Origin of the sequence: Parapedobacter flavus (assembly GCF_035818675.1) — a bacterium.
GTDB lineage: Bacteria > Bacteroidota > Bacteroidia > Sphingobacteriales > Sphingobacteriaceae > Parapedobacter > Parapedobacter flavus.
This window is the reverse complement of sequence record NZ_JAYKZZ010000030.1, coordinates 44,358-70,179: the sequence shown is the minus strand read 5'-3', so window position 1 is coordinate 70,179 and position 25,822 is coordinate 44,358. Positions and strand designations below refer to the sequence as shown.

Below are 25,822 nucleotides of genomic sequence, written 5' to 3'. Positions count from 1 at the left end.
TCTATTTGATGTTATAGGTATATTCCTTCAATATCCGTCCCTGGCGACTCCCGTATTGTTCGTGCAATACATTTCCACGGTCCATCATTTATCGCTGGTTTGGTAAGGTTGGCGTGCCCTGTGATGACCATAAGTCGTCATTCCGCATGTACTTTTTCAGTTTTTGGAACTGCTCGTCCGTCAAAACTTCTTTCAGGGCTAGGTTCCGCTCCTCCGCAAAAGCTTCCAATTGCCGCGACAGCTGGATATAGGTTTCCCTGATAAGGGCTTTAGCTTTGGTCTGGTCGGAATCAATCACGGCGAGGACATTTTTACTTTGATCCTCGCTTAATGACAGATCCTCTGCTATTATGGCGGTCCGGCTCATCGCTACCGAATCCTGTTCCTGCGCATAGGCTTGCTGTTCTCCAGCAATCAATAATGCGGCTGTGGCCAGTACGGCGGTCAGAAATACTTTAACGTTCTTTGGTTTCATAATAATGTGTATCTGGTTCGTGCAATATTACAGTACAATTTCGACAATACAGCTTTTTCAACCTTTGGAGTTGATCGGTATTACCCATAAAATTTAACCGTATTACCCATAACACCTTATTGCCCTATAGCTGCTTGAATTTGTAGCGTCCGATTAATTTTAATAGTTCAAGGTGTTTTAAGAAACGACCGTTTTTCTTAACACATTTGATTTTGGGCAATTTCTGTCAATTCAACCATCTAAGTGTTTCAAAAACTTGTAACATAAATCTATGTTTCATATATTTGCTTATCACCGTTTATTGTTACAATTGCCCTTATGGAAACAGCGTACTTCAAGCGTAGACAAGCAGGTAAGTTATACAACTACTTTAAAGTAGTCGGTGGCCCCGGCAAAACCCAAAACGGATACCAGGAGGTTGTCAGCTTTCTGAATGATAAACCGCTCATTTTCGTCGAGCACAATTTACCCTATAATCCCCTTTATCCGGATAGACCGTTTGAATTGCTGGGCACATGGGACATCTATGAAGTGGGACTCCCCATTTCAAAAGAAGAATATGAAGATGCGTACAGAATGGCAACATCAAATGATTTCAATCTCCATTAATCAAACAAGTAATGACTCAATCCGAAGAACCCGTTATTAAGCAGCTTTTTGATGGATTGACGCAATCGCAAATTTCTACGAACTTAAAAAGGGAGGGTATTACACCCAATAGTTTGAGTGCCGTTGAAAAATATCTTAAAGCGCTAAAGGATGTTAATGGTGCAAACACCATGTTCCATTTGGGGGCTATCCTTTGTTTGAAACGATTTATCAGAAAGTGAACATATAATGGAGTACTCATGAAAGACACTGTTTTAGATAAGTATTACCGGGCTTTGGATGCACTCCTAGAGCTGGAAACATACGATCATGATGGAATCCGTCCTTCAGTAAACTATCTAAGGGATAGAATTGCTTCTATGCAGACGGATATGGACGAATTAGAATTCAAGATAGATAGAATTGAAAAGTTTCCCGAAGAATGAAATTTGGTTACATCCGCGTCTCCAAAGATGCACAGAATTTTGATTTACAGCTTGACGCACTCGAAAAGTACGGGTGTGACCGAGTTTTCCATGAGAAAGTAAGCGGCGTTTCCAAGGAACGCCCACAATTCCAAAAACTATTGGAACAACTTCGAGGGGGCGACACAGTAGTAGTTTGGAGAATTGACCGCCTTGGCCGCACGACACTGCAACTCATTAAGCTAATGGTTGAATTCGGTGAGCTGGGTGTCAACTTTGTCAGTATTACGGAGGGCATCGATACCGGCACTAAAATGGGTAAACTTTGGTTTATGCTTTCTAGCGTTTTGGCAGAAAATGAAAGAGAGGTACTAAGAGAAAGAACCAGGGCCGGTCTTGATTCTGCAAGGGCCAGGGGACGCACGGGCGGAAGGCCTAAAGGCCTATCTAAAGCCGCATTAATAAAAGCCCATGCAGTTAAAAACCTTTACGAAAACAAGAAATTGAGCATGCAACAGATTGCCGAAGAAGTTGGCTTAAGCAGGGTAACCTGTTACCGATACCTTGACTATTTAAAAAACTCGGACTTGAACAAAGATTAATCATTTTATATCCGAAATGTAATGTGTATATTTACACCTTACATGTAATAATTTGATTAAGACGTTCAAACATAAAGGTCTCCGGCTACTTTGGACCCAGGATGACCCGAGCAAATTGCAGCAAAAGCACGTACGCAAGATCAGGATGTTGCTCCAGGTTATCGATTCCCTTAATGATGTCCCGAACGACCTTTCACAATTGATTGCATTTCGCCCCCACCCCGACAAAGGGATGGAAAATGTCTGGAGCTTAGATGTGAGTGGAAACTACAGGATACTCTTTCGGTTCGTTGATGGCAATGCATACGATATAGACTATATAGATCCTCATTAATATTACATTATGGAACGTAAAATGAAACTGATACATCCCGGATTGATTCTTAGAGAGGAATTCGAAGCCCGAGGACTGAATGTGACCGATGCAGCTAACCTGTTGCAGATTGCCAGGCCATCCATGTCTATGGTCCTCAATGGCAGGGGGGGCATATCCCCCACCCTTGCACTTAAGATTGAACATTACATCGGTGGCTCCGCCCGGTTCTGGGCTGATCTTCAGACCGCTTATGAACTTAGTATTGCAAGAGAAAATCTTGTGTTTTCCTAATCATATATTCCGAACCATGTCGTCCAAAAACGAAAAGATCATTAAAGAATTTATCGTTGGTAAAAAGTATGAAGACCTCGCCAATATAGCCAACTTACCAAAAGAATTACAGCCGGTAATTCTTAATGCCAAACAAAACAATCTTTCATTGTCTGCGTTGCGCATCATGCTACTGATTGCAGCAAATCTCAATGGCCGACAGATGTATAAAAAACATCAACTTTCACTATTTGATGAAGAATGGATGGAAATCAATGAATCTAGTTTTGTTACACAGTTTTCTTTCCATTACTCCGATTTCCTTCCCAAAGGTTCTAAAAATTACAAACCGATAACCGACGGCCTACTTGAACTAAAGCAGTACGAAACAAAGGTCAAACTTGAAAAAGTAGATGGTTCGGGGAAAGTACGTTCGTTTGACCTCTATTCATCGATTTTGTCTGATATAATATTTGAAAAAAATGTCGGTTTTAAGTTTTCGATGAATGCCTATTGGTACAAAATGTTTCTGAACATATCTTCATCCTATTCAAAATTCGTTAAAGAAATTGCCATTTCAGTTTCTTCTGTAAACTCACTGATATTCTATTTTTATTTAAAAGGCTTGCCGTTAATCTCAACAGGAGAATATCGAACCTTATTTAAAGAGATGGGTGGGGCTGCAGTGAGATCCAGGGGGACAAAGGTTTCTCTCGAGCGGTTGAACCAAATCTTTATGACCGATTATAAATACTTCTCTAAATTCGAAGAGAAAATATTAAAGCCAGTCAGGGCTGAACTTAATTCCTATAGCGATATTTCTTTCAACTATAAGAAACGAGGGAAACTTGTATATATCATATCTTATGAAACCCGGAACGAACTTGGGGTGTACTCGTCAACCGCCCAACAGATTCGAAGTGCAATTAATTATAAAATCAAGCGCCATGGTTTAAATGAGTTGCAAAGCAGACAGCTCATGGAACTGTACCTGAAATATTCCTATGATATCGTAACTAAATCAACTGCCAGGAAACCTTCCTTGAAGGGGCTTGAAGGTGACAACTTTATGGAAGCTTTCCATGCTTTAGTCATGAAGTACTTTGAAAAATCGGGGATAGATATCAATAAAATCCATATCGAAAATAAAGAAGAACTTAGACGGGAGTTGCTTAAAAGTTATTCCATAGCATAACCACACGCAGCTTATGTATAATTTTAGGGAAATTATAGGGCGTAATCGGCTTATAATCAACCTTAATTTGGGTATTAACATAATTTGGATACACGAACAGGAAGCACTTCCGTTAATGGAATATAAAATCACTCAATCGGTGAATGTATAATTTTAGGGGCAAAATAGTAATTATATTACTCGTATATAGATACTTACGCCAATCACAAACATTTCATTGAATCTTTGAAAAACAGGTGTAATGTATAATTTTCGGGAAGAGTTTCCAAGGCAAGTGCTTGATATTTAAACATATGTGTTTTTTGCTTCGCGAACTATGAAATGGTGTAGCCAGGGTAATTTCAAATGTATAACTTTCGGGAAGGTTATGTATGATGTTGGGGAAGGTTATGTATGATGTTGGGGAAGAATATGTATAATATTCGGGAACAGGGGGTATAATTTTCGGGAATTATGCGCTGCAATAACCTGATTTACAAAGCTAAAGTCGAAAGAACTAGGCATCTTCGTATCTATTAAATTTTATTAAAATTTCATTAAAATAAAATAAAAGGTATAATAATAAGGCATTCGCTACGCTCATAAGGCTCGTTGCACCCCACCCACCAGCCAAACCCAGCAAAACATCAGGGAAAAAGGCAAAAATTGGTCCAGATGTGTCTGGAATCAAAAAATATTAAATATTGGTATAATTTTCGGGCAATATATTACGTAAAACACTATAAAACAGTATTATACTGTTTTAGTATCTTATAAAATTTGGTTTACAAGGTATAATTTTCGGGAAATTATTTACTTAAGTAGCTTGGTTTAGCTGCAGCTAGGTCTAGGAATCCACACATACTTGCAATTATAATCCCTTGTAAGGTTCCACATTATCTTTAAGGGTATATTTTGCATCCATGTAATTTACTAGTATCCGTAGGTCATTTGATACTAGTGACAGTGACAGTGATAAAGAAATATAGGTATGGTCTTCCTGTAAGGGATCTCCATATTTTGCTGTTAGATTTTTCTTTAAATCAATAAACGCTTCAACATGGCTTTGTGTATCATAGTATTCTTCTAACAGGAGATACGAACCGTATACAAGTACACCCTTATCAAATTTATACATTATAAAGACATCGTATATACCTAGCTTTTCATCTAAGTAATACAACGATGTAATTACGTCCCCAGAGTAATCAATTCTTGGTTCTTTAATTCCTTCAGATTGTTTAACCAACGCAGGTGGCCATCCCCATTTTGCATCTCTAAATTGGGAAAATGAATATAACGGAATTAACAGCGTAAAAACTAAAATTATTCTCATGGCCTAGTCGCCCTCAGTTAAAAGTTTTACGGTTTAGTAACAACCGGAATCAGCTATTACAAAAGTATAATTTTCGGGAAATTTATTCGAAGTTCGTTGCTGATAGGATGTTTTTTGCAGGAACTTCCATCTGCAGGTTCCGCTCTCCATTCCTTTCCCATATTTCAAGGACAAGCTCTTTGTCATCAGACAACGTGAATTGGTCGAAAACAAAACAGAAACTGTCATTGTCAGCACTACTGGCTATCCGTTCCGGTACCAGGTGGGAAAAAATAGGCGTCAATTCGATTTCCTGAATGGAGGTCTTCCTAAGACGTTGCTTATTCCTTATGAAGAACTTGATGAACTCGATATCGTAATCAAGATTGCCGGTGTTGTATGCTGAAACCAATAAAACCAACTTGTCTTCGGCAACGAAAATGTGTTTAAGGAGCAATATAATCTTATCTTTCCTTAACCCAATATTGGTAGGTCTAACAACTTCCTCCATTATACGGTCGCACAATTCACTGAAATCCGGCCCAGATGCCTGGTCGATAGTTAAAGTTTCTCCAGTAGCTGTAGCCGGAACGCTTTCCTCTATCGTCCGTTGGAATTTAACGGCCTGGCTTTCCTTGAAGAAGTAATTCAGCTGGTCGGGGTTTGAACTCGATTTTACAATGAACGAGTAGAAATTATCCTCTCCAGTCATTACCGTAAGGTTTGTTTCAGGGAAACTTTGTTTAGCGGCCTTTAATTTGATGATGTTGGGTTGGTCCGTACTTTGTACTCCAATATCGCTACTGCCATAATCGAAGTATGTAACCGGATGCTCGAATACAAGATGGGTTGTCTTATTAGTACTTACGTATATTGTCGCAGGGGCCTGCGCAGCTGCGTGGCAACAGCTGAATAATGATATGATAAAAATCCACGTATATCTCATTTCCGGTTATGTTTTAGGTAAACTTTATAATTCGATATCAATACGATATCGGAAGCTTCCCCTTTCTTACTGAATAAATCCCGAGCTGCACGATTGATCAGACGGCCACCAGGAATACCCGACATAGATGCATCACTAATAGCGTCGTCTATTGCATCGTTTTTCACTTCTCCGCTCTCTCCCCCACTAAGCAATATGCCCTGCCTGCCGTCCGCTGCATCGTAAGTTGAAAGGTTAACCGCCAATGGTTTCCCCTTAAGTGATATACTCGTGATCGATATGTCCAACCTGTTTTTGCTGGACAGGTTGGCCAGCCCATATACGATAGAATTCGCGGGGACACGGATACCCGATAATTCCGTCGCATCGGTAATTCTCATTTTTACAAAGGAACCGCTCCGGCCGATTGTCTGTTCGCCATGTATCACGGCATTTATAGAAACTGTTTCAGCGACTTCCCCTGAAGCTGCCTCATTATTACCAGCTATAGAGGCTGAACCACTACTTAAGTTATCGAAAAACAAAGATTGCCCGCCACCATTATTGCTATCTTCTACTTCCTCTGGTACCTCCCGTGCTGTCGGTTCCACACTGGCCAAAGGCCTAGGCTCCGGAGCCGGACGTGTTGGTGTGACCGCCGAAACTTGTCGGTCCCGAACCGCCGCCCGGTCCTCCCTACGCTTCAAAAAATTCTCGTAGAGGGAAGCAACTTCCGTATCAGCATCTTCCTCAGACCTATTATCCGGCGTATCGTCCACCCACTCGGCTTCGTCGTACACTTCTACCGTAGCCTCCATATTATCCAAATCGAACTCATCTATAACAGCTGTACTGGTCCTCGTTTCCGAAGCCAGTCTATCCTTTTCTTCATAGGCCTGTTTACGGGAATCAACAATGGCTTCGCTTTCCGCTTCAGGAAAGGAGGTATTGAACCCCGCAAACTGTCTTTCCGTTTCTACCCCCTGACCGCCACCGGCCAAATCAAATATGAACGCCATGGCAGGGACCAAAATTATCGGTGCCAGGGTAAACAATTTTTTCCTTTGTTCGTGTGTGTACTTCAGAATCATTTTCGGCTTACTGATCTAATCGTCTCGTTTGAATTAACAACAAAATTTTCTATCATCAACCCGTGCGTGTTACGGTCAGACCTTTCCGGCAAATTGCGGATATCCATCGAACAAACCAATTCTCGGACGGTAACATTCGATGGCCGCACGATTTCCAGCGTACCTTTTACAAGTGCTTTGTAGGGGTAGCTTGTTAAATCAACCACAATACCGGCTGTATCCAGCTCCAACTTCTGACTTGCTGAAGAAGCTATTATCTGATCGTAATACTTCTGTTCTTTCAGCAGATTGACAAAGCTCCTTACACTTTGGTCGCTTAACTCGAACGCATCCTCGATGTTTGCCTCTATTTGTTTGCCATCCGGAGAAAACGTAAACAATTTATCCATGAATATTCGGATATGGCTGCGGATCTCCACCGGACGGTTGTCCAGAGTATTGTGCCGCATAGCCATCTCCAATGCATTCCCATTCACCAGCACCCAAATACTTTCCCTTACTTTCTTTATTTCTGTGTGGGTATACAAGAATACAAAACCGGAAAACAGGATGGATCCGACAATCGCAACGATGGCAATCATCCTATTTGTCTTATGCTCTTTTTCTATATTTAACATGGGTTTTAATGGATCTGACATTATAATGCTCCTTTCGTTAACGCCTTGGATGCGGCCCCGGCAGCTTTAGCCGCAACACCCCTTGTAAAAGACTGCGAAGCGCCTAAGGCTAGGATATTACTAGCCAACTTCGGGACCGATAGGTATATTATAATCCCGATGACCATAAACATTATCAGGCCCGCTGCATTCGTGGCACCAATCCCACCATAGCCGGACAGGTATGCATTATATGTTTCAATTAAAAGGGTTGTCACCGTATTGGCTATCGGTATCCAAAGGCAATACGTAATATATTTCTGGAACCAGTTTGAAATACTGTTTTCGAAGCCAGGTATGATTGATATCCCGATGGAAAACGGACCGAAAATATACAACACCTTTATATATAAAGCGGACAATACATATATTATAAGTAGACATGCCGATAGCATAAGGTTCAAAACTGACGTCAAAATTGCTTTAACCAGATTCGGCAAAAACGTCATAGGATTGCTGGCTAACGTCATCAAATATTTAGCCTGGTCAAACAACGATGAACCGTCCTCCCCTGACTTTTCTTCCAGTACCTCTCCCGCATGGTCGGAAACACCTCCCGATTGGGCTTCCCTTTCGATATCCTGTTCATTTTCCAATTGTTCCTCGTCTATCTTCGATGTGATGGACAACATCTCACCCACCTTTTCATCAATAACCTCAGAAGCATCGTTTGTACCTAAAAATAATGATTGTAACCCTTTGGCAACAGGAGTATAAACCGAAAGCAACAAGGCAATAAGAATCGGATTGATGAAATCCGCGACCAGGAATGGCTCACCTTTCAATGTCTTTATTGAATACGCGCGCATGAGGTATATATATGCCCCAAGACAGCCAACGGCTTTCCCAATGGCCAACCAGTCTTCCATTGCTGACTCTACCGAATCCAATTGCCCAAGAAAAGCATGCGCAGCATCAATCCAGCTTGACCCGTAACTTTCGTTAATTCCTTGCATTTTACTTTATATACCGATTGCCCCCTTTTACCCGTTCAGCCGCATTATAAAATGTTTTACCGAATTTTTCCATCTCAATCATATCCTTTTCGTGATTTCTCAACCTATCTTCAATGCTACCTAAGATGTTTATACGCTCCCCATCACTCATCGCATAAAAATCCTCTTCTAATAAAACATCCAAATTTTCCAATTCTCTAAACGAATCTTCAAGGATAGCTTTCAAAGTTTTACGATAAACCTTCCGCTCTTCCGACGTGAAATTTCTGTCATACCTATATACATTTTTACCATATAACATTGTAATGTTAGACTGTATTTCGAATAGGTATTTAACGTTTTCAGACTTTAGAATGAACGGATTGATTTTCTTCAATTCCTCTTGGTAATTCTCTGTCAGATTCACCAGTTTATCGGTGGTTTCAAGTACCCCAGATATATCACCGGCCATTACCTTACTCAGTTCTGAATTGATTTTCTGAACAGCGATTTCCTTGGCTGCATTGATGGCCTGCGTGGCATCGAAAGTCAGCATGGCTTGTGAAAACCCATTGAACGTTATTAATAACCCTGCGATCAAAAGACTAAATTTTCTCATGGTCATTGTTCCCTATCTTTTATTGATTTCATTTAGTTCCCTGTTTTCTGCATCCTGTATCAACGCCCGCTCCAAATCCATCCCGTTCCGTTTCTGCATCCTATAGATGCTATCATATTCCTCCTTGGTCGTCGTGAAAGTGGAATACTCGATACCGGATACTTCCACTCCGTAAACCTTGGCCAGCGGCCCGGTTTTGATAAACACTTCCTTTTTCCTGAACCGTGGATCGTTCAGCTTGTTAATGCTTTTAACCAATTCAGCCTCGTGGTCCGAAAGCCCGACAAGTTCCTTTACATCATCAAAGGCTTCTTTATAATCCCCCTGGTCGAGCAATACCTTGATTGCTGATGAATTGACAATTGTCTTCTTTACCAAGGCATTGCCCAATAAGTCTTCAAGTTCCTGCGAAATAGTAACTAGTTGCCCGTTGTGCTTACGCACTGTTTTTGCCGCATACTTTAAAAATTCAGCCATCCTCGAATGCATCAAAGACTTCCATGCCTCCTCGATGACCAGAGCTTTCATCACATTCGAATCCTCACCCAACCTCAAAAGCTTGTTGATATATGTGTCCATAATCATCAACATCTCGATGGTCAGCAGCGTCTGGTTATTCTTGATATTCTCCAATTCAAACACGACAAACTTATTATGGGTAAGGTCCAAATCTTTTTCCCCATTTAACAGCTGGTCGTATATACCGCCATTATAATACTGGCGCAGGACGACAAAGAAATTATCAAAGTCAAAATACTTCAAGTTGGGATTGCCACCGTTCTTTATTCCATTGTAATACCGCTCCACATATTCGAAGAACGAATTGAACGATGGGAAGAACGGTTCCGCTTCAAGCAATTCATAATATCCATTTATCAATTCCCGGAGAATCGATATTTCCGCCTTACTTGATTCCCTATCCAGCCACAATGAAAAAATCAATGTCAATAGGCTCTCCACCTTATCGTCATTGATTTTCATTCCCTCAGGTAAATAAAATGGATTGAATTGCAACGGATTGTCTTCATCGAAATCTATGAAGATACCCCCGTATAATTCGCATAACCGCTTATACGACCGACCCATGTCCACAATGACCGCATGGTGACCGTGGTCTAACAAATGCCTGATATAACTATTCGTGAAGAAAGACTTTCCAGAGCCCGACGGCCCCACAACGAACATATTGTAGTTGCTGATCAATCCAAGTTTCTTCGGCTCGAAAACAAAGTCCACATGTATCGGGTAATTGTTTATCCGGTCGGTAAGCTTCATGCCGAAATCTGACACGCTGTGCCGGTAATTTCCCTCCAAATTCATAAGGCAGATGGCCTGGTCCGCATACACCGTTGCTGTCTGCGTATTGGCCATATCGGAAGAATTGCCAGGACAGCCCGCCCAATATAATTCACCGGCGTTCGCGATGTTGACTCGTGGCCTAAATCCCATTTCACTCATAGCAGTTTCAACCGATACCGCGTTGTTAGCTAACTCTGCTTCAGTATCCGAGAAAGTAATAACATTGGCGTGTACCCGGACTGGAATCCGGCCTGCATCGGCAATCCCCTTCACAAATTCGTTAAGCTTGTTATAGGTTACGCTATTCTGATTAGATACCAATGTATAATTCGATACCGTTCTGGCGCGGTCCTCCAGTTCCTTCAATGTAAGGTCTGGATTGTCGATGAAGATATACTGGTTATAGATATGGTCGAATTTAAGATTAATGCCCAGCGGGAACGCGAAAGAAAAAATACTGTCGTATTTGTTACTTTTGGCTTTGATATCCACACCGTCGGGGAAATCCCTTAAGTTACTGATCGTATGGATGGCCGCATGCTTCATCCCTACTTTGACCCCACTTCGAAAATCGATATCCGTAGCTGATACACCCCCTTTCTCCAATGAAAAATATGAGGGTATCAATCCCTTCCCATCAACAACATCATAGTAATCAGCTTTATCAAGCTTCTTCACAATGAAGTACCCACTATGGTTCAACATATCCTGTATAGCCATCACCGCGCTGCGGAATTCATCATACTTTTCACGGTCTATCAAATCCGAAGGAACAATTTTCCGGTTAAGCAACGAAACGGAGGAAGTCCGCTTCTTTACATCCGCCGTTGTCTTCGTGAAATACAAGTAGCATTCGTGGCTGACGTACTTCCTCTCCAGGAACTTAAATGCCGTGTATGTGGAAAGTAGACTATCCTCTTCCCTATTGTTGATCCCATAATTAACCTGGTTGAACCAGTCCTGTTTGTGGACCACCGTATAATTCGGCAACCGCTTTATCACGGACAGCATAATCTTACCAATTTCATCGTAATCATCCGGGGAAAGCGAAAACGCTTCACGCAGCTTCACGCCGAAACCAATGGTATAATTTGCTCGCTTGGAAATTACCACATCGTTTACTATGCGGTATATCGGTTGTCTGTCCGCAAGAGAAATTTTCATGCCTACTTCACTTGAATTTCAATTCAGTTTCCTCGCCCAATGTTTCGTAAGGATTCCGGTGGTCGTCTGACAAACACTTCCTTTCACGTTCCCGAGCACTCAAATTAATATACCGGTCTATTGATTCCGAACCGACACCGTTCTTCAAATACATGCAAGTGCGATAGCCAACCAATGCGATTGCAAACGGTGGGATTAGGATAACTAGAAAATTATTGGAATTAGAAGAAATAATTACCAAAAGAAACATAGCCACAACTACACATCCGATGAACCAAATGAAATATTTTCCTTCCAATCCAAGGAACTCAAACGTGGAATCAGCCCTTTTGTTAATTTCTTTCATACCGCCCCCCTTACGCTAGGAATCAAAGAATAATTCCAGACAGGCAAAGCATACTGCAAAAAAGCCGGCGCCCACCAACCACTTAATATATTGCTTGCTCGCCTGTTCCCCCTCTACATTGCTTTTTCCCGCGGCCATCACCAAGCCTATCACTCCCGCAACCAATGCTATGCCACCGCATATTGATTTTGCTGTCGATGTCACCGAACTAACCTCCTGTTCAATACGGTCAGCAGCATCACTCAATTGCGCAAATGCATCACCATACATTAGAAAACAAGCCGCGAATACACCTACAGCAATTTTTACAATTTGATCATTCTTACTTTTCATACTAAGTCAATTTAAACGTTATCACTATTGTCAAAATCCAAATTAATCTGTTCCCCCGGTGTGTAACTTTCCCAGGTCACATCGTAAAGATCCTCTTCCAATTCGACCATTTCTTCACCACTCTTGCCATTATCCCCATCCTTCCCATCGTCATCCATGTAATCGACATGGTCGAAAATCACATCATCTTCCTCGAAACCCACCATATCAAAATTATCCTCCTCGAACTCCGTTTCTTTTGTTTTCCCGGATCCTTTTTCTGCCACCATCTCAGGTTTATTCTCTATTTTATAATCCTCCTGGCCGCCATCATCATTATCAAAATTACTAATAAACGGTGAATCAAATATAACAATATTATTATCTGATTTTTTAATATTATTCGAATCGTTGTTATCTTTATTCATCTCTACCACCTTTTTCTTCTTCGGTAGGTAATAAACAAGGTATACCACCCCATAGTAGATAACTATAAAGACCACAACAACAGTCCAGAACTGTCCCCAGGTATATTGCTCCATCACACGCCGTATTTATTCCGCACGCGCTTCTTTATTTCCTTTTCGTACTTCTCGTAGAATTCATCGATTACATTTGAAAAGAAAACCCGCAATGAGGTATCCAGGGCCGTAGCTATGCTGTTCAGCTTTGCTTCCGACACGCTGTCCAGTGTGAACGTCTTCGTTTTGGTTCCCTCTCCCCTATTCGGGTACTCAGCGTAGTCTTCAAATTTACTGTACTTCGCTAATTCCGAGTTGTCAGGTGCCGGCATACCACCGCCATGCGCTGGTCTCCTAACCGGTTGTTTCGTTCCAACAGCCTTTGCTGCCAGTTTTGCTTCATCTGTTTCCTCCGTTTCTACCTTTTCCTCCCCTTCCTTTTCAGGAAGCCCTTTTATCATGGCCGCAGGCTTGGTAAAGCTGTCAAAAACCAACGCTTCCTCCTCATTTCCGAATGGTGTCCTGAACTTTTTGTCAAGTGAATTCTTTTTGGTCGTCATAGTTTCTTTAATTATCTGTTTACAAATTTGATTATCTCCTTCATTAACGGGTACGGGGAAATGCTTTCATACTTCTTCAATTGCGGGAAAGGCAACACCGTGGACGTAATAGAGGTCCGCCACCTGTCCGAATTAGGGAACACGTTATCCAGCAGATGTATGTCCTGTGCCTTTAGAGAAGCCCTAAGCCGCTCAAATTTTTTATGTGACCTCAATATCGGGTTCGCTTCATGTTTAGTAAAGAACAGGCTATAGTCAACCATGTTGTGTTCCAGATCCCCATTGTCCAAAATCAATTCCTTGATTTTTTTAAGAAACGAAAACGTTGAGTCTTGGCTCTGGTCGTCGCAATCCAAAGGGATAAACAGGTAATTGATGTTCCTGTATATATCAAACAAGCCCCCGGCCTGTATCGTTCCCGGCATATCGACCAGAATCATGTTATATCCCTTTTCCTGTAAATCCTGCATCGCATCCAACACACCTCCCGATTCAGCATCTGCCCTCACGATCGGAAACATTTCTTTCCCTAAGTGTTCCTGTATTTGCTCAAACTTTTCCTTCTTGGATGAGTCCCTTTCCATTGCGGCCATTTCACGCTTACGGAAATTAAATATCGATGATTGGATGTCCGCATCGATAACTGCAACGTTCGCTTGCGGTAAGCTATAATGCACTGTCGTTGCAAGCAATGAAGTAAGCGTTGTTTTTTGCGCCCCTCCCTTTTGGTTGGCAATTGAAACTATCATATACTTTTTCTTTGGTCCTTAATAATTATTAATTGATTTAAATAATTGATACTGCAAATATATATAAATATCATTATTTACACAAGTATATACTAAAATAATTAACACATTATATACTACATAAAATAAAGCAATAAATAACATAATAAATAAAGCAATACTTAAATAATAATTATTAGCATAAATATTAAATACTAAAAGTGGTAAACACATTAAAAATAAAACAATAAATAATAAGTACAGAAATAATAAAATATTAATGCTTTAAAGTATTAAATATGTAAATACTGAGTGTAGTAAACATTATGGCCGTTATCATTGTCTAACTAATCATTAACGAGCCAACCGGCGGGTAATTAACTTGAATTGAAAAATGTCTATTTGATTATAACCCGTCTCTTTTTTGCAAGGTATACGAAACGTCAGACAAAAAGTTACATTCTATTCCACTTTTTTGCCAGCCATTTCGTACCTTGCCAATGATAAATCCATCATTGGGTTTTTAGTATGCTCCGTTCCGTTGCATACTTTTAATAAGATTGTATACCATTATCTGCAATAATGGCAAAGGAAAATAAAGGAAAAGCGAAAAAATATCAGAAATCATCGAATATTCAAAATCGTGATATTCGTGTTACCATACGTTTGACGAAAGCTGAATACTCTGAAATTGAACGCACATTCAAACAAGAAAAATTTAATCGAATTAGTGACTACATTCGATATAAATTGCTTATTGGAGGACAATTTTCAACAACAAAAACTAAACAGGAATTTTATGAAAAACTTATCTTTGAAATCAATAAAATCGGTGTGAACGTTAACCAGGTTACAAAGGTTATTAACCAAAATAGGGGATACGCCGGTGATAGAAATGTTCGCGTGCTCGAAGGGCAACTAGATTCTTTGCTAGAAAGGCTCGATATCATTTTACAATCATGATCGCTAAAATCTCACATGGCTGTAATGTTGTCTCATTGATCGAATATCATGAGCAAAAGGTAAACAAGGGCACCGCAACGCTACTTCATGCACAGCAGTTCCTACGACCCAACAAACAAATATATAAAGCTGTCTTTGATGAATATATATCCCATTCACGGATGGAAAACCCTACTTTCCATGCATCTATCAATTTACCACCCGGCGAACATATAAACCGCGAAACGTTCCTTTCTGTAGCTAAAGATTATATGGATGGCCTTGGTTATGGCCATCAGCCCTATGTCATCTACCACCATCACGACCGGCCACACGACCACATCCATATCATTTCAGTAAATGTACAGGAAAACGGCAAGCGCATCGAAACCTATTACCAACATAATAAATCGCAGGAGCTGACACGCGAACTGGAAAAGAAATATAACCTTACCGTTGTTCCAAACAGGAAACCCACTGAAAGGGAAAGGATGGACACCGCCGATTTAACTACCCGCAGTGGTATAAAATCCTTTATTGCCAGGACAAACCGCGATGTGCTTCAGAACTATAATCCAGCTTCATTCGTTGAATACAAAAAACTACTAGCATTGCATAACGTGACTGTCGAAAAGGTCACAAATCCGGAGGACGATGCCACAGGCTACATGCTCCAGGTAAACGACCAGCCGCATACAGTGAAAATAAAAGGTAGCGAGCTATACTACCGTTTCAACGAATCAGTGCTAGAGCGCAATTTTGCAAAGGGTGCTGTGGCCAAATCCAAATATAATGTACGCGAGCTGTCCAGTACCGTATACAATGCACTTCGCAACTATGACCAGATAAACTATAGCGATTTTGCCTCGACGCTGAAAGAGCAGGGCATAGACGTCGTATACGACCGGTACAAAAACGGCAACATTTACGGGATATCTTTCGTCGACCATAATTCGGGAGTTATACTCAAAGGTTCGGAAGTCCACCGCAATTATACCGTAGGAAAGCTCAAAGAAACGGTCAACGATGGCCCAACCAGGAAGAAGCTCACTTCACTACTCTATGATGCATATTATACAGGATACTCTGAATACCGGAAGTCGAACTTTAATGCTGATCAGCTGAAGTACATCGATTGCGGTAAACCAGCTGAAGATATATGCGCCTTTTTGCGCGAACAATTCCCTGGGAGAGGGGAGGAGGCAACCCCAAGAGTTGTCGGTAGTTTCCTTGCAGATCGTAAAGTGGCGGTCCGGAAGAACATGGAGAAACTGCAAAAACTCAAATCGCTTAATGTTGCACTGGAAAAATATTTCAAAGAGGATTACACAAAAACAAAACAGAAGGGACAAACCGCAAACAAATTCGAGTACATCGAAACTGTATTCAATGACCGGTTCCAAACAATTCGTGGCCAAGTGATGGCGGACGATTCCGTAAAGGCTGTTTTGTCCTCCATCGATGCCAAAACCATAGACAAACAATTCCAGCTATTTAAGGAGAGAAAGCATAAAGACAGGTTCCGCATCGACTTCCAGGATACGTTGAACGCACATACCAAGGACGTTGTCAACCAAATCTGTCTGCCGTCCAAAGGAGAAAGCAACCGCGAAATTTTCCTTGCCTTAACGGATTCCGGAAACACTGGATCCCGTGAGCTTTTGAGGGACTCGGCCTTGATGGCCATCAAAGAATACAGCCGTGAAGAAGCAGCTAGCAGCAGCCTCATACAGGCCGAAACCGATGCCATTACGGAAAAGCAGGCCTCGTTCGTGTCCGACATGATTGTCAAGCGATATGCCAATGCAGCCCTCAAAGACGAAATCGCTAAAGTCATTAAGGATGGTTATTCATCCTACCGCCAGAACCATGAAAAAGAAACACCTGATTCCAAGCCAAGATACAGCTCATACCTTGGATCCATTGCTGCAAGTCCCGGCGCAATCACCATGGAAATAGCGGCCAAGCAGGAGGTTAAGGAACTCGGTTTAGAAGAACACCTGAAACAGAGCCTCGACAAAACCATTGAAACGACCATTCGCGCTAAAGCCAAGGTCGTGCCGTTGATAAGGATACAGGAAGATCTCGACCAGGCTCTACGAAAGGAAGCCAAAGAACTAAGCAGCGCTGAAAAAGCAAAGATTTCAGAAGTTTTCTCTGACGATATCTATGTGGACGCGCTTTCCCAATCGATGCTCGACCGCGTGCGCAAACATGACGAGTACGCCAATGCAGTACGCAACTTAGGAGAGGAAAGCGTGGACCGGTCACTAAGGACTTTCCTTTCCAGGAACATACAGCAAATCGCCGGATGGTACGAAAATTACGTGCCTTACGTCGCAACGGAATACAAATACAACCCATTCGACGGATTAATCGGCCAGTTCCTTGCAGGACTAGGCCAGAGCAAGGGCAGTGGCGTGGGCAAGAATACAGCCCGCAACGACAGGAGAAGAACACCAAGGATATAATTTAATCTCATCCATCATGTCAACAGAACAGGAATACGAACAATTCTCGACGCTATCGCTGATAATGGCGGTAATCCTAACGGTGATATCATGTTACACATTCGCATATCCGCTAATGGAATACCTTGGTTTATCACACAGCCTGGTCAATGGTTTTGTTCAGCGGTGCGTAGAAAAGCTCGCTTTCAATTCGCCGGTGGCTTTTTATTTCGGTATCCGGGCTCTGGCTATTTTCTTCGCAGCCATATTTCCATTATTATCAAAGCGGAAAATATTGGAAACCAAGAGAAGTAAATACCACTACCTTGCCCTATTCATCGTTGCCGCAGCCGTGTTCCTTTTCAGTGCAGACATCGCCGACGCGGTAGGTGCCGGCGTGCTCGGCTCGACACTATTCATTGCCCTAACAATGCTGTCCTTCGTAGGTCTAATCCGTTACTTTACCTACTATTCCATAGCCTTGAAGGAAAAACCACTGATGGACGACCCGTTCAACGAGGACGGGGAAGACTTCGAGCAGGTACGGGAAATCATCGGTGATGGCACTTATTCCATACACATACCCGCTAAATACAAGGGTGAACGTACCTTTTGGAACGTAGTAAACCCATTTGCAGGAAACATGGTCATCGGCAATCCAGGTACCGGTAAATCATATGTATTCATTAATGAATTCATTAGGCAAAGCCTACTCAACGGATTTACCATGTGTGTCTACGACTACAAGCGCGGAGAACTGTCAGACATGCTTTACAGGTACCTTTACCTTAACAAGGACAGGATCCTACAGCACCCTAATTTCAAGGGGAATACAATCCCTAAATTTGCAGCACTGGATTTTGACGACCCGCGCAGGTCGGTCCGTTTTAACCCATTCCACCCCAGGTACCTAGATGGGCCGGAAGACTGCAAAGATGTGGCCACCGTATTCATGCAGAATCTGAACAAGGTATGGATCGGCAAGAAAGGGGAGTTTTTCCCGGAATCCGCTATCCAGTTTTTCAATTGCTGCGTGCAGCTGGCACGGTTCACCACACTCAAAAGCAAAATCAACCGCAAGACAGGCGTAGCCGAAGAAGGCAACTGTTCCACCTTTCCCCATGTGATTGCCCTTATTAACTCAGAACGAGAATTGCTTTTCAACGTACTGAAAAGTCACCCTAAAACCAAACTTGCATTCGGTGCATTCGCCGATGCTATGCAGGACGGTGCCATGGAGCAGCTCTCCGGCCAGACCGCTACGGTGAAAATCGGGCTAGCTTCATTCGCAACGCCTAAACTCTTTTGGGCAATGTCCGCAGACGAAGCCAACGTCTTCGTGTCGGACCCCGATAACCCGGCTTACCTATGCCTGATAAACAACGAACTTCGCAAAGAGGTCTACGGCCCGGCAATATCCCTTATCCTTAGCCAGGTCGTCAAAAAGATTAACTCACCCGGCAATCTCCCAAGCTTACTGTCCGTCGACGAGCTGGCCACGGTCTACATCAAGGACGTTGAATTACTGATAGCGACAGCACGGAGCAACAAGGTCGCGGTTATGCTAGGGTTTCAGGATTTTTCCCAACTCATACAACACTATGACAAAAAAATAGCCGACGTAGTCATTAACACCGTAGGGAACATCATGGCTGGGCGTGTCGTGCGCGAAAGCGCCAAGGCCATGCAGGATATGTTCGGAAAGATCAAACAGAGAAGGGTGTCCAAAAATTACTCGTCGCAGGGTGGAACCTCGCTGAACACGTCTATCCAGCTGGACCACGTGATACCCGAAGCCAAGGTCGCAACGATGTCACAGGGACAATTCGTGCTGAAGCTGTCCGATACCGTTCAGCACCCGCTGCCGATTAAATTCGCCAAGGGATTCGCCGATATCGATTCGCTGGGGGAGAAACGCATTGAACATCCCGCCAATAGGAAATACCGTGAGTTGGAACGGCCGGTCATAAAAACCAAGGTATTCGCGGATACCGGCGGCGAGGTCTCGCAACAGTCGATTGACCGAAAACTACAGGAAAACTACGACCGTATCCTAGCGGAAACAGAGGAACTCTTGCTGCAGGAACACAAGCGTCTGCAATTAGGGTGACCTGACCTTTAATCGCTTCGACGTCTTAAATTCCCGGTTCTATTTTTGTGGCTATAAATCTACAAGCTGCACATAAGTTAAAACCTTGTGTGCTAATTCAAATAACTATAGTATTTTTGTAATAAACGATGCTGAAAAATAAATGACAGATATAAATCCCTTTGAAATAGAGCAGATAGAACTTGGCTCCAGATTAAGGATATTGCGGGAAGATTATAAGAAGCGGACAAACCTGAAAGCGTTCACACAGGGACAAGTGGCCGAGATGGTCAACCTCCCAAGCCAATCCTATGTGTCCATGCTCGAAAAGGGGAAAGGCAGCGCCAAAAACTTCATATCACTTATACTCCTTTTCAACCATTTGGGCTATAACATCAACTGGATGTTGCAGCCGGATAATTCCGGCATATCCATGATGAACCCGAAGATGGAATACGACACCGTATTCGAAGATATTGACATCGACGAAATACTGGTTAACAACCATCATTTCTCAAAACGTATCAAAGAGGCTATTGCCCAACTGGTGCAGGATTTCACCAATAAGGTGAATTCAAAGATTGAGGAAGAAGAACGAAATTACTACGACGAGTTGAATTAACCTGCCCAACCCGCCTATTCCGCCTCCAATTTTCTCAATACAATATCGGTAAAAGAAATCGGGTCGATCTTATTGCCATTTTTCAAAATCTCATAGTGCAGGTGCGGCCCCGTCGAGATGCCGGTACTCCCCACCAAGCCGATAACCTTGCCCCGGCCAATCTTCTGTCCGGGTTCCACCATGATTTCATGAAGGTGTCCAAATACCGTGCTGAACCCGAAAGAATGTTCCATCTCAATCATTTTGCCGTAACCTCCAGCCGAACCCCTCGTTTTCGCCACAACACCGTCTGCAGGTGCATAAACCGGGGTGCCTCGGCTGGCCGGTATATCAATCCCCATGTGGTTGGAGGATGCTCGGGCCGTAGGACTGGCCCTTCTCCCAAATCCCGAACTTATCCTTGTATAGCTGCCCGGTTTAAGCGGCATGATGGCAGGGAACTTCCGAAGATTGACCGATGAAGTGGAGATATTGTCAACGACGATTCGAAGCGATTCGAAATCGTGCGCCCTGATCAGTATTTCCCTTTCCATTCCCTCTATTTTAAGTGCAAGACTACTTTTTTCTCTGACCGAAAGTCCGGCGTCCTTATTTTTGATGATATTTTGGTAATATTGCAACTCCTGTTGCAAGTAAAGGTTGGATAGCCTTACACTGTCCAGTAACTTGGTCAAATGGGTTTCTTTCCTTGTAAACGGGTCTCGATTAGTGTATAAGCCCAAATAGGCTACCGAAAAAACAATTGCTGCAGCAAAACAAACGATAAATATTGCCGGACGTTTCATCTTTTCAAATTATACGAATTACAAATAAAACAATAATTTTTATATTTTTATTTGTTTTATACCTCAATAATAAACTACCTTAGTGATTATTCATCATATTAATTCACTAAAAAATAATTGATTATGGCTGCCCATACCATCAGCACCGCTGAAAAAGATGAAAAACATTTCGCCTCGCTGGACAATGTCATCGGCCAAAAGAAAGGCGAATTGTTTGGCGTAAAGATTTCGGATATACCCAAAAAGGATATCTATAACCTCGAAAGGGGTAACTTCACCGATAATATCTACGAACTCACCTACAGTGAAAACAAAAAAGCAGAAGGACGCTTGAAGCTTGTCGCTGACCGCAAAACCGGACAGGTAAAAGCGGAATTCCTCATGAAAGTCAATGAACTGCAAAAGCGAGACTGGTTATCCGGGGGCTACAAACTCAGCGATGATGAAAAGTCGGCGCTTTACGAAAGGGGAGAGGCCATCGTATACCATAACAAGCCTATTATTTCAAAACGCGGGGATGAAGTCATCCGGGCAGAAAAGCCGGGCGAATACATTTCCAAAGTGGATCCCGAAACCAACCAGGTGGTTACTCGGAATCTTAACCACCCACTGACATTCAAAGTGCCAAATAAACTCTACGGCGCGGAATTGTCGGATTCCGAAAAAAGCCTCCTGAAAAAAGGCAGAGAAATATTAATCAAAGATCCCGTTATTAGGAATAACGAATACAAAGGGGTGGCCTCCATCAAATACGACCCCATAAGAAATAATATCGTCGTCACCGGTGACGCGGTCCTCAAAGAATCTTTCTCGCTGGCCAAGAAAGAGCAAGCCAAAAATGAAGCTGCCACCGTCTCTCAAACCCCGACGGATAAGACAAATTCAGCAGCGAAAGCAAAAGCTAACACAACAACAAAAACAACGGGGAAAACCAAGGTTTCCGCCGCCACCAAAGCAACAACCCAAAAAGCGGAAAAATCCAAAAAGACAAATGCTAGCAAGCCCAAACTATCCATGTAAGTAACCCAATTTTTTTTATCTAGTCAAATCCTTTGAAATATGAACACCCACAATGAGTCCCTACTGATCGGTTTCGTTGGCTCTGATGCAACACTTTCGCAATCCGCTGCCGGTGACAAGTATTGCCGTTTCTCCGTTGCCACATCCAATTTCCGCAAAAGCAAAAACGACAACAAAACACTAAAAACCACAACCTGGCACGATATCGTCTGTTTTGGCCGAATGGCTGAATTTGCTGCAGATTTTGCGAAAAAAGGCGCGCTTGTCCTTGTCAAAGGACCAATCGAAAAGAATGAATGGGAAGATGGCGCAGGCAATAAAAACACCAGCTATTCCGTTGTCGCCAAGACGTTCAAAAGAATGAAAGGCCCCAGCGAAAAAACTGTCGCTGGTATTGTGGATGCCAAGGACGAGAATGAGGTTGAGTTCGTCGAACCCGACGAAGCCGAGCTGGACGAAAACGAAATATTGTAATATGTCCATCGCCGATATCATTAATTACATAGCCCTGCCTGCCTTTTTCCTCCTTTTCGTCGTGACGATATGGGTAATAAGGAAAAAGAGCAGGGCCAATCAAGATGACAGATGACATTCAGTGAGCTTCGGGAGCATATACAAATTGTTGACTTCGCCCAGCGTTACGGCTATTCAAGCCTAACGCCCTGGGCCAAATCTAAACGCAGCCGGAATTATCCAGCATTGGAAAACACCGACCACAACGACCGGGTTATCATCAACCGGATTAAAAATCGGTATACAGAAGCAGGGGCTACGAGGTCTGGAGACCTTATAGACTTCGTCAAGAAACGGATTGCAATAATAGCCCCGCACAAAGCCGCAATGGTCGACTATGCAGCCGTAAACGAAGTCCTGCATGAGTACCTTAATATCGCGCACGAACTCACTCCACAAAAGCAGGAACCAGCATTAACTGCAAAGCGGGGTTTTGACCCTACGCTGTTCCTGAAATCAGCAACGCTCAGGAAAGAAAATATCAGCTACCTCCAAAGGGAGGGCATCGCCCTTTCTACGATCAACGATACTTGTTTCGCCGGCAAGATCATTTCGGTTAAAAACCCCATCGTTGATAAGGACGGTGTTTTCTCTGGAAAGCATTATCGGTATTACAATGTTTCTTTCCCTTATGTTCTTCGGGCGGGAGGGCCTACAGTTGGCTTTGAGCAGCGCAATGTATCTTATAAAGGCCATGCTCTTGATTCCAACAAGGATTCCGGACTATGGTTATCCAACCTGCCCGACAACGGGAAAGTGGATGCTATTGTTGTAACCGAAAGCGCCAAGGACTGCCTCTCATACCACCAGCTTCATAAGCCGAATAATCCGCTTTACGTGTCGTTGGGCGGCCACCTGACATCCAACCAGGTTGAAACCCTCAAAAGTGTCTTCACGGAACTGAAAACAGCCTCAAATCCCTCCATCATTGTCGGGTTCGATAATGATGTAATGGGGGCGGTGTTCACCTTACAGTTGCTTTGCGGTCTGGCACAGGATATCGGCTCCATCATGCCCCACGGGGATGACAAGGCCCTGATGTCACTCATACTGCCATCACCAAACAAGCGGCTGTCACAACTGTTGAACAACTTCAACAAGTCCATAAGGAAAAATTCAGATTATCAAGATACCCGCTTTTTCAGCGAGGTGTCCGACACTAGTTTCATCATCCAGGTTCCGAAAAGGAAACAGCAACTCCATTTTCTTGTGGAATCCATCGTGTCCGCTTACGGGATATCCGATGTTATAATGCATATACCCGTTTCAAAGGACTTTAATGATGATTTAAAGCACTTCCTGAACAAAGGGAAGGTTTTAGCAAATAAGCCGCAGAACCCCAAGAACGCGGCGACACAAGCCTATTGACATATAAAATAAGGCATCACATCTTCTTTAATATTAAAATATTTAATAACAGTATATTTGATATTATTAGATTTATTGTTTTTATTTGTTGTTAAATATTCTCAATTATGCTCAAACGGTTTTATATGTTTCTTGTGCTTTCGGGGTTTTTAATTGCTCCGGAGATTCTTAACGCCCAATATGCCAGACTAGAATCAGACCGTAGTGTTTACAGCTCCATTTTCCTAACGGATCTTGGTTGGGGTACAAAAATAGGAATGAACTCTCCCATAAGAAATAGCCCCTTTGTTGTGGGTGGTGAGCTATACGGTGAATGGGGCAGACCTTTCCAGGTGTCTTCTAGCGCCTATGGGGGAACATTCAATGTGGCCGTAGCACCATTCTTCTTGGGCTATAGTTTTAATTTCCTTATAAAGGCCGGCCTGACCGGTGTGTATGATATACTCAATGGTTTACCAGAATCACACCGCGGTTTCGGTTATGGACTAAGAGGAGGCGCAGAGGCGCAATACTACATTACCCGTGATGTAGCCTTCGGTGTGTTCGGGAACCAGTCTTACCTATTTAAAGGATATCTCGGGAAGAAACGATACGATTACGGAATCTCACTTTTATTCAATATTCACTAATTAAATCCATGGACATGAAAACGCTAAAATTACCCTTAATCTTCGTTGTTGCCTTATTTGTGGGAACATTTTCCGGATGTAAAAAAGATGGGCCGGTACCCGAACCAGAGGAACAAGAACCGCGAACGGCAGAAGAATTCTTGAATCTATCTAGTGACGAACAGGCAAAATACAGTAAAGAGTATCTTGAACAATTTTTAGGTAAGACCCTTGTTTACACAGGCCGCCATGTAAGCGAGTTAGGTGCGAATGGACTTCCCAACGGCGTAAGGTCAGGGGAACACACGCAGGAAAGATCAACGGTGTGTGAAAAGGCCTTTACCATAAATATGCCTGATGGCCTAGAGTTCAGCGGGGGCTTCGTTACGCTTACGCTGGATTCGCGGTTGGCCGAGGAAAATGGGTGTGACGTAACTGATTCCCCTTATAAGAACCCTATATCACTTTTGGATAATACCTCTGACGGTCTACCGTTTGCAATACAATTCCCAGACATTAATGAGTGGGTTGAAGACAAGGCCCATCAGTCCCTTTTCCAAGTTCTCCCGTTTCCATTTCTTGATGTGGAAGCGAATGGGATTCAGCTGTTGAAATATGATGATGAGTATTGGTATATATATGTTTTTGCGCTAAAACAAGATTAGACTAATATAATGAAACAACTTTCGTTCATATACTTATTGCTTTTTTCTTTGAGCTTGGCGCACGGCCAAAATCAGGAAGAGTACCATTATTCAGGAACCAACACACAAACTCGAATTTATCCTTATTATTGGTCCGGCATCATAAACCCGATGATAAACTCGACTTCTCAAAACACGGATCCACTTGACTTATCAGCGTCTTCTCAATTTACCGTTGATATACAATACCTTCCTCAGGCTTGGGTTTTTGGTTTCCATATGCCCAACTTCTTCCAAAATAATGAACGAGAGTTAGTTGTTTACTTCCCGGCTGTTGGAGCAACCGGGCCGTCTATCACCCTTCACGGATTACCTCCTGCAAAATTATTTGACCGTTATTGGAGGGTAAGATCAGGATGGTTTAACCACGATTATTATATGTATCAGTACTATGCTGTATTTTATTATAGACAAGGATTTAGTCAAACTGATTTTCCCTCAATTAATTATACGCCGTCAA

General features: G+C 42.6%; 29 protein-coding genes. 16 read left to right on the top strand and 13 right to left on the bottom strand.

Features of this window, described 5'->3' with window-relative positions:
• Positions 1–88: 88 nt before the first annotated feature.
• Positions 89–475 carry a hypothetical protein gene (locus U9S71_RS19560; protein WP_326329510.1) on the bottom strand — a complete coding sequence of 129 codons (387 nt, stop codon included), beginning with the start codon at positions 473–475 and terminating at the stop codon, positions 89–91.
• A 318-nt stretch (positions 476–793) separates the two neighbouring features.
• On the opposite strand from U9S71_RS19560, the gene U9S71_RS19555 reads away from it, so the two are divergent.
• Genes U9S71_RS19555 through U9S71_RS19525 form a run of 7 tightly spaced genes read left to right on the top strand, consistent with a single transcriptional unit; the run spans position 794 to position 3,871 of the window.
• The gene (locus tag U9S71_RS19555) at positions 794–1,084 is read left to right on the top strand and encodes a hypothetical protein (RefSeq protein ID WP_326329508.1); all 291 of its coding nucleotides are present in this window, start codon (positions 794–796) and stop codon (positions 1,082–1,084) included.
• A gap of 11 nt (positions 1,085–1,095) precedes the next feature.
• Positions 1,096–1,305 carry a hypothetical protein gene (locus tag U9S71_RS19550; RefSeq protein ID WP_326329507.1) on the top strand — a complete coding sequence of 70 codons (210 nt, stop codon included), beginning with the start codon at positions 1,096–1,098 and terminating at the stop codon, positions 1,303–1,305.
• 18 nt (positions 1,306–1,323) lie between these two features.
• On the top strand, positions 1,324–1,509 hold the full coding sequence (locus U9S71_RS19545; RefSeq protein WP_326329505.1) for a hypothetical protein: 186 nt from the start codon (positions 1,324–1,326) through the stop codon (positions 1,507–1,509).
• Positions 1,506–2,090: a recombinase family protein gene (locus U9S71_RS19540; RefSeq protein ID WP_326329503.1), complete on the top strand. Its 585-nt coding sequence runs from the start codon at positions 1,506–1,508 to the stop codon at positions 2,088–2,090. Before U9S71_RS19545 ends, U9S71_RS19540 begins: the two co-directional genes overlap by 4 nt.
• A gap of 52 nt (positions 2,091–2,142) precedes the next feature.
• On the top strand, positions 2,143–2,424 hold the full coding sequence (locus U9S71_RS19535; protein WP_326329501.1) for a type II toxin-antitoxin system RelE/ParE family toxin: 282 nt from the start codon (positions 2,143–2,145) through the stop codon (positions 2,422–2,424).
• Between the two features lie 21 nt (positions 2,425–2,445).
• The gene (locus tag U9S71_RS19530; RefSeq protein ID WP_326329500.1) at positions 2,446–2,697 is read left to right on the top strand and encodes a HigA family addiction module antitoxin; all 252 of its coding nucleotides are present in this window, start codon (positions 2,446–2,448) and stop codon (positions 2,695–2,697) included.
• 16 nt (positions 2,698–2,713) lie between these two features.
• Positions 2,714–3,871 carry a replication initiation protein gene (locus U9S71_RS19525; RefSeq protein ID WP_326329499.1) on the top strand — a complete coding sequence of 386 codons (1,158 nt, stop codon included), beginning with the start codon at positions 2,714–2,716 and terminating at the stop codon, positions 3,869–3,871.
• An 850-nt stretch (positions 3,872–4,721) separates the two neighbouring features.
• Here the strand turns inward: U9S71_RS19525 and U9S71_RS19520 are convergent.
• The 11 genes from U9S71_RS19520 to U9S71_RS19470 all read right to left on the bottom strand — a co-directional run bounded on the left by U9S71_RS19520 (position 4,722) and on the right by U9S71_RS19470 (position 14,282).
• Positions 4,722–5,186 (bottom strand): hypothetical protein, encoded by a 465-nt coding sequence (locus U9S71_RS19520; RefSeq protein WP_326329497.1) that lies wholly within the window; start codon positions 5,184–5,186, stop codon positions 4,722–4,724.
• An 82-nt stretch (positions 5,187–5,268) separates the two neighbouring features.
• On the bottom strand, positions 5,269–6,111 hold the full coding sequence (gene traN / locus U9S71_RS19515) for a conjugative transposon protein TraN (protein ID WP_326329495.1): 843 nt from the start codon (positions 6,109–6,111) through the stop codon (positions 5,269–5,271).
• Positions 6,108–7,109, bottom strand: a complete 1,002-nt coding sequence (gene traM / locus U9S71_RS19510; protein WP_326329493.1) for a conjugative transposon protein TraM — start codon at positions 7,107–7,109, stop codon at positions 6,108–6,110. Before traM ends, traN begins: the two co-directional genes overlap by 4 nt.
• 68 nt (positions 7,110–7,177) lie before the next feature.
• Complete coding sequence (gene traK / locus U9S71_RS19505) at positions 7,178–7,798, bottom strand: conjugative transposon protein TraK (protein WP_326329491.1); 621 nt, start codon at positions 7,796–7,798, stop codon at positions 7,178–7,180.
• A 20-nt stretch (positions 7,799–7,818) separates the two neighbouring features.
• Positions 7,819–8,793 carry a TraJ family protein gene (locus U9S71_RS19500; protein ID WP_326329490.1) on the bottom strand — a complete coding sequence of 325 codons (975 nt, stop codon included), beginning with the start codon at positions 8,791–8,793 and terminating at the stop codon, positions 7,819–7,821.
• Position 8,794: 1 nt separating this feature from the next.
• Complete coding sequence (locus tag U9S71_RS19495) at positions 8,795–9,391, bottom strand: hypothetical protein (RefSeq protein ID WP_326329489.1); 597 nt, start codon at positions 9,389–9,391, stop codon at positions 8,795–8,797.
• A gap of 12 nt (positions 9,392–9,403) precedes the next feature.
• Entirely contained in the window at positions 9,404–11,854 is a 2,451-nt protein-coding gene (locus tag U9S71_RS19490) for a TraG family conjugative transposon ATPase (protein WP_326329487.1), read from the bottom strand.
• 361 nt (positions 11,855–12,215) lie between these two features.
• A complete protein-coding gene (locus tag U9S71_RS19485) occupies positions 12,216–12,533 on the bottom strand; it encodes a hypothetical protein (RefSeq protein WP_326329486.1) in 318 nt (105 codons plus the stop codon).
• 11 nt (positions 12,534–12,544) lie between these two features.
• Positions 12,545–13,054 carry a hypothetical protein gene (locus tag U9S71_RS19480; protein ID WP_326329484.1) on the bottom strand — a complete coding sequence of 170 codons (510 nt, stop codon included), beginning with the start codon at positions 13,052–13,054 and terminating at the stop codon, positions 12,545–12,547.
• Positions 13,054–13,533, bottom strand: a complete 480-nt coding sequence (locus tag U9S71_RS19475; RefSeq protein ID WP_326329482.1) for a hypothetical protein — start codon at positions 13,531–13,533, stop codon at positions 13,054–13,056. Before U9S71_RS19475 ends, U9S71_RS19480 begins: the two co-directional genes overlap by 1 nt.
• An 11-nt stretch (positions 13,534–13,544) precedes the next feature.
• Complete coding sequence (locus U9S71_RS19470) at positions 13,545–14,282, bottom strand: ParA family protein (RefSeq protein ID WP_326329481.1); 738 nt, start codon at positions 14,280–14,282, stop codon at positions 13,545–13,547.
• A 561-nt stretch (positions 14,283–14,843) separates the two neighbouring features.
• On the opposite strand from U9S71_RS19470, the gene U9S71_RS19465 reads away from it, so the two are divergent.
• From U9S71_RS19465 to U9S71_RS19450, 4 genes are all read left to right on the top strand, one after another.
• Positions 14,844–15,224, top strand: a complete 381-nt coding sequence (locus tag U9S71_RS19465; RefSeq protein WP_326329479.1) for a plasmid mobilization protein — start codon at positions 14,844–14,846, stop codon at positions 15,222–15,224.
• On the top strand, positions 15,221–17,674 hold the full coding sequence (locus tag U9S71_RS19460) for a relaxase/mobilization nuclease domain-containing protein (protein ID WP_326329478.1): 2,454 nt from the start codon (positions 15,221–15,223) through the stop codon (positions 17,672–17,674). Before U9S71_RS19465 ends, U9S71_RS19460 begins: the two co-directional genes overlap by 4 nt.
• 16 nt (positions 17,675–17,690) lie before the next feature.
• Positions 17,691–19,763, top strand: coding sequence for a type IV secretory system conjugative DNA transfer family protein (locus U9S71_RS19455; protein ID WP_326329477.1), 2,073 nt, complete (start codon positions 17,691–17,693; stop codon positions 19,761–19,763).
• 142 nt (positions 19,764–19,905) lie between these two features.
• On the top strand, positions 19,906–20,364 hold the full coding sequence (locus U9S71_RS19450) for a helix-turn-helix domain-containing protein (protein WP_326329476.1): 459 nt from the start codon (positions 19,906–19,908) through the stop codon (positions 20,362–20,364).
• A gap of 14 nt (positions 20,365–20,378) precedes the next feature.
• On the opposite strand, the gene U9S71_RS19445 is transcribed toward U9S71_RS19450, so the two are convergent.
• Positions 20,379–21,038 (bottom strand): M23 family metallopeptidase, encoded by a 660-nt coding sequence (locus U9S71_RS19445; RefSeq protein ID WP_326329474.1) that lies wholly within the window; start codon positions 21,036–21,038, stop codon positions 20,379–20,381.
• Between the two features lie 234 nt (positions 21,039–21,272).
• Between U9S71_RS19445 and U9S71_RS19440 the strand changes: the two genes are divergently transcribed.
• The 5 genes from U9S71_RS19440 to U9S71_RS19420 all read left to right on the top strand — a co-directional run bounded on the left by U9S71_RS19440 (position 21,273) and on the right by U9S71_RS19420 (position 25,323).
• The gene (locus U9S71_RS19440) at positions 21,273–22,169 is read left to right on the top strand and encodes a DUF3945 domain-containing protein (RefSeq protein ID WP_326329472.1); all 897 of its coding nucleotides are present in this window, start codon (positions 21,273–21,275) and stop codon (positions 22,167–22,169) included.
• 39 nt (positions 22,170–22,208) lie between these two features.
• Entirely contained in the window at positions 22,209–22,643 is a 435-nt protein-coding gene (locus tag U9S71_RS19435; protein ID WP_326329470.1) for a single-stranded DNA-binding protein, read from the top strand.
• A 111-nt stretch (positions 22,644–22,754) separates the two neighbouring features.
• Entirely contained in the window at positions 22,755–24,050 is a 1,296-nt protein-coding gene (locus U9S71_RS19430; protein ID WP_326329468.1) for a toprim domain-containing protein, read from the top strand.
• 257 nt (positions 24,051–24,307) lie between these two features.
• Positions 24,308–24,679 (top strand): hypothetical protein, encoded by a 372-nt coding sequence (locus tag U9S71_RS19425; protein WP_326329466.1) that lies wholly within the window; start codon positions 24,308–24,310, stop codon positions 24,677–24,679.
• Between the two features lie 14 nt (positions 24,680–24,693).
• On the top strand, positions 24,694–25,323 hold the full coding sequence (locus U9S71_RS19420; RefSeq protein ID WP_326329464.1) for a hypothetical protein: 630 nt from the start codon (positions 24,694–24,696) through the stop codon (positions 25,321–25,323).
• Positions 25,324–25,822 lie beyond the last annotated feature (499 nt).

Excerpts from the sequence above, each read along its gene's own strand:
- U9S71_RS19560 (WP_326329510.1), bottom strand. The coding sequence starts at position 475 with ATGAAACCAAAGAACGTTAAAGTATTTCTGACCGCCGTACTGGCCACA.
- U9S71_RS19555 (WP_326329508.1), top strand. The coding sequence starts at position 794 with ATGGAAACAGCGTACTTCAAGCGTAGACAAGCAGGTAAGTTATACAAC.
- U9S71_RS19550 (WP_326329507.1), top strand. The coding sequence starts at position 1,096 with ATGACTCAATCCGAAGAACCCGTTATTAAGCAGCTTTTTGATGGATTG.
- U9S71_RS19545 (WP_326329505.1), top strand. The coding sequence starts at position 1,324 with ATGAAAGACACTGTTTTAGATAAGTATTACCGGGCTTTGGATGCACTC.
- U9S71_RS19540 (WP_326329503.1), top strand. The coding sequence starts at position 1,506 with ATGAAATTTGGTTACATCCGCGTCTCCAAAGATGCACAGAATTTTGAT.
- U9S71_RS19530 (WP_326329500.1), top strand. The coding sequence starts at position 2,446 with ATGAAACTGATACATCCCGGATTGATTCTTAGAGAGGAATTCGAAGCC.
- U9S71_RS19525 (WP_326329499.1), top strand. The coding sequence starts at position 2,714 with ATGTCGTCCAAAAACGAAAAGATCATTAAAGAATTTATCGTTGGTAAA.
- U9S71_RS19520 (WP_326329497.1), bottom strand. The coding sequence starts at position 5,186 with ATGAGAATAATTTTAGTTTTTACGCTGTTAATTCCGTTATATTCATTT.
- traN (WP_326329495.1), bottom strand. The coding sequence starts at position 6,111 with ATGAGATATACGTGGATTTTTATCATATCATTATTCAGCTGTTGCCAC.
- traM (WP_326329493.1), bottom strand. The coding sequence starts at position 7,109 with ATGGCGTTCATATTTGATTTGGCCGGTGGCGGTCAGGGGGTAGAAACG.
- traK (WP_326329491.1), bottom strand. The coding sequence starts at position 7,798 with ATGTTAAATATAGAAAAAGAGCATAAGACAAATAGGATGATTGCCATC.
- U9S71_RS19500 (WP_326329490.1), bottom strand. The coding sequence starts at position 8,793 with ATGCAAGGAATTAACGAAAGTTACGGGTCAAGCTGGATTGATGCTGCG.
- U9S71_RS19495 (WP_326329489.1), bottom strand. The coding sequence starts at position 9,391 with ATGAGAAAATTTAGTCTTTTGATCGCAGGGTTATTAATAACGTTCAAT.
- U9S71_RS19490 (WP_326329487.1), bottom strand. The coding sequence starts at position 11,854 with ATGAAAATTTCTCTTGCGGACAGACAACCGATATACCGCATAGTAAAC.
- U9S71_RS19485 (WP_326329486.1), bottom strand. The coding sequence starts at position 12,533 with ATGAAAAGTAAGAATGATCAAATTGTAAAAATTGCTGTAGGTGTATTC.
- U9S71_RS19480 (WP_326329484.1), bottom strand. The coding sequence starts at position 13,054 with ATGGAGCAATATACCTGGGGACAGTTCTGGACTGTTGTTGTGGTCTTT.
- U9S71_RS19475 (WP_326329482.1), bottom strand. The coding sequence starts at position 13,533 with ATGACGACCAAAAAGAATTCACTTGACAAAAAGTTCAGGACACCATTC.
- U9S71_RS19470 (WP_326329481.1), bottom strand. The coding sequence starts at position 14,282 with ATGATAGTTTCAATTGCCAACCAAAAGGGAGGGGCGCAAAAAACAACG.
- U9S71_RS19465 (WP_326329479.1), top strand. The coding sequence starts at position 14,844 with ATGGCAAAGGAAAATAAAGGAAAAGCGAAAAAATATCAGAAATCATCG.
- U9S71_RS19460 (WP_326329478.1), top strand. The coding sequence starts at position 15,221 with ATGATCGCTAAAATCTCACATGGCTGTAATGTTGTCTCATTGATCGAA.
- U9S71_RS19455 (WP_326329477.1), top strand. The coding sequence starts at position 17,691 with ATGTCAACAGAACAGGAATACGAACAATTCTCGACGCTATCGCTGATA.
- U9S71_RS19450 (WP_326329476.1), top strand. The coding sequence starts at position 19,906 with ATGACAGATATAAATCCCTTTGAAATAGAGCAGATAGAACTTGGCTCC.
- U9S71_RS19440 (WP_326329472.1), top strand. The coding sequence starts at position 21,273 with ATGGCTGCCCATACCATCAGCACCGCTGAAAAAGATGAAAAACATTTC.
- U9S71_RS19435 (WP_326329470.1), top strand. The coding sequence starts at position 22,209 with ATGAACACCCACAATGAGTCCCTACTGATCGGTTTCGTTGGCTCTGAT.
- U9S71_RS19430 (WP_326329468.1), top strand. The coding sequence starts at position 22,755 with ATGACATTCAGTGAGCTTCGGGAGCATATACAAATTGTTGACTTCGCC.
- U9S71_RS19425 (WP_326329466.1), top strand. The coding sequence starts at position 24,308 with ATGAACTCTCCCATAAGAAATAGCCCCTTTGTTGTGGGTGGTGAGCTA.
- U9S71_RS19420 (WP_326329464.1), top strand. The coding sequence starts at position 24,694 with ATGAAAACGCTAAAATTACCCTTAATCTTCGTTGTTGCCTTATTTGTG.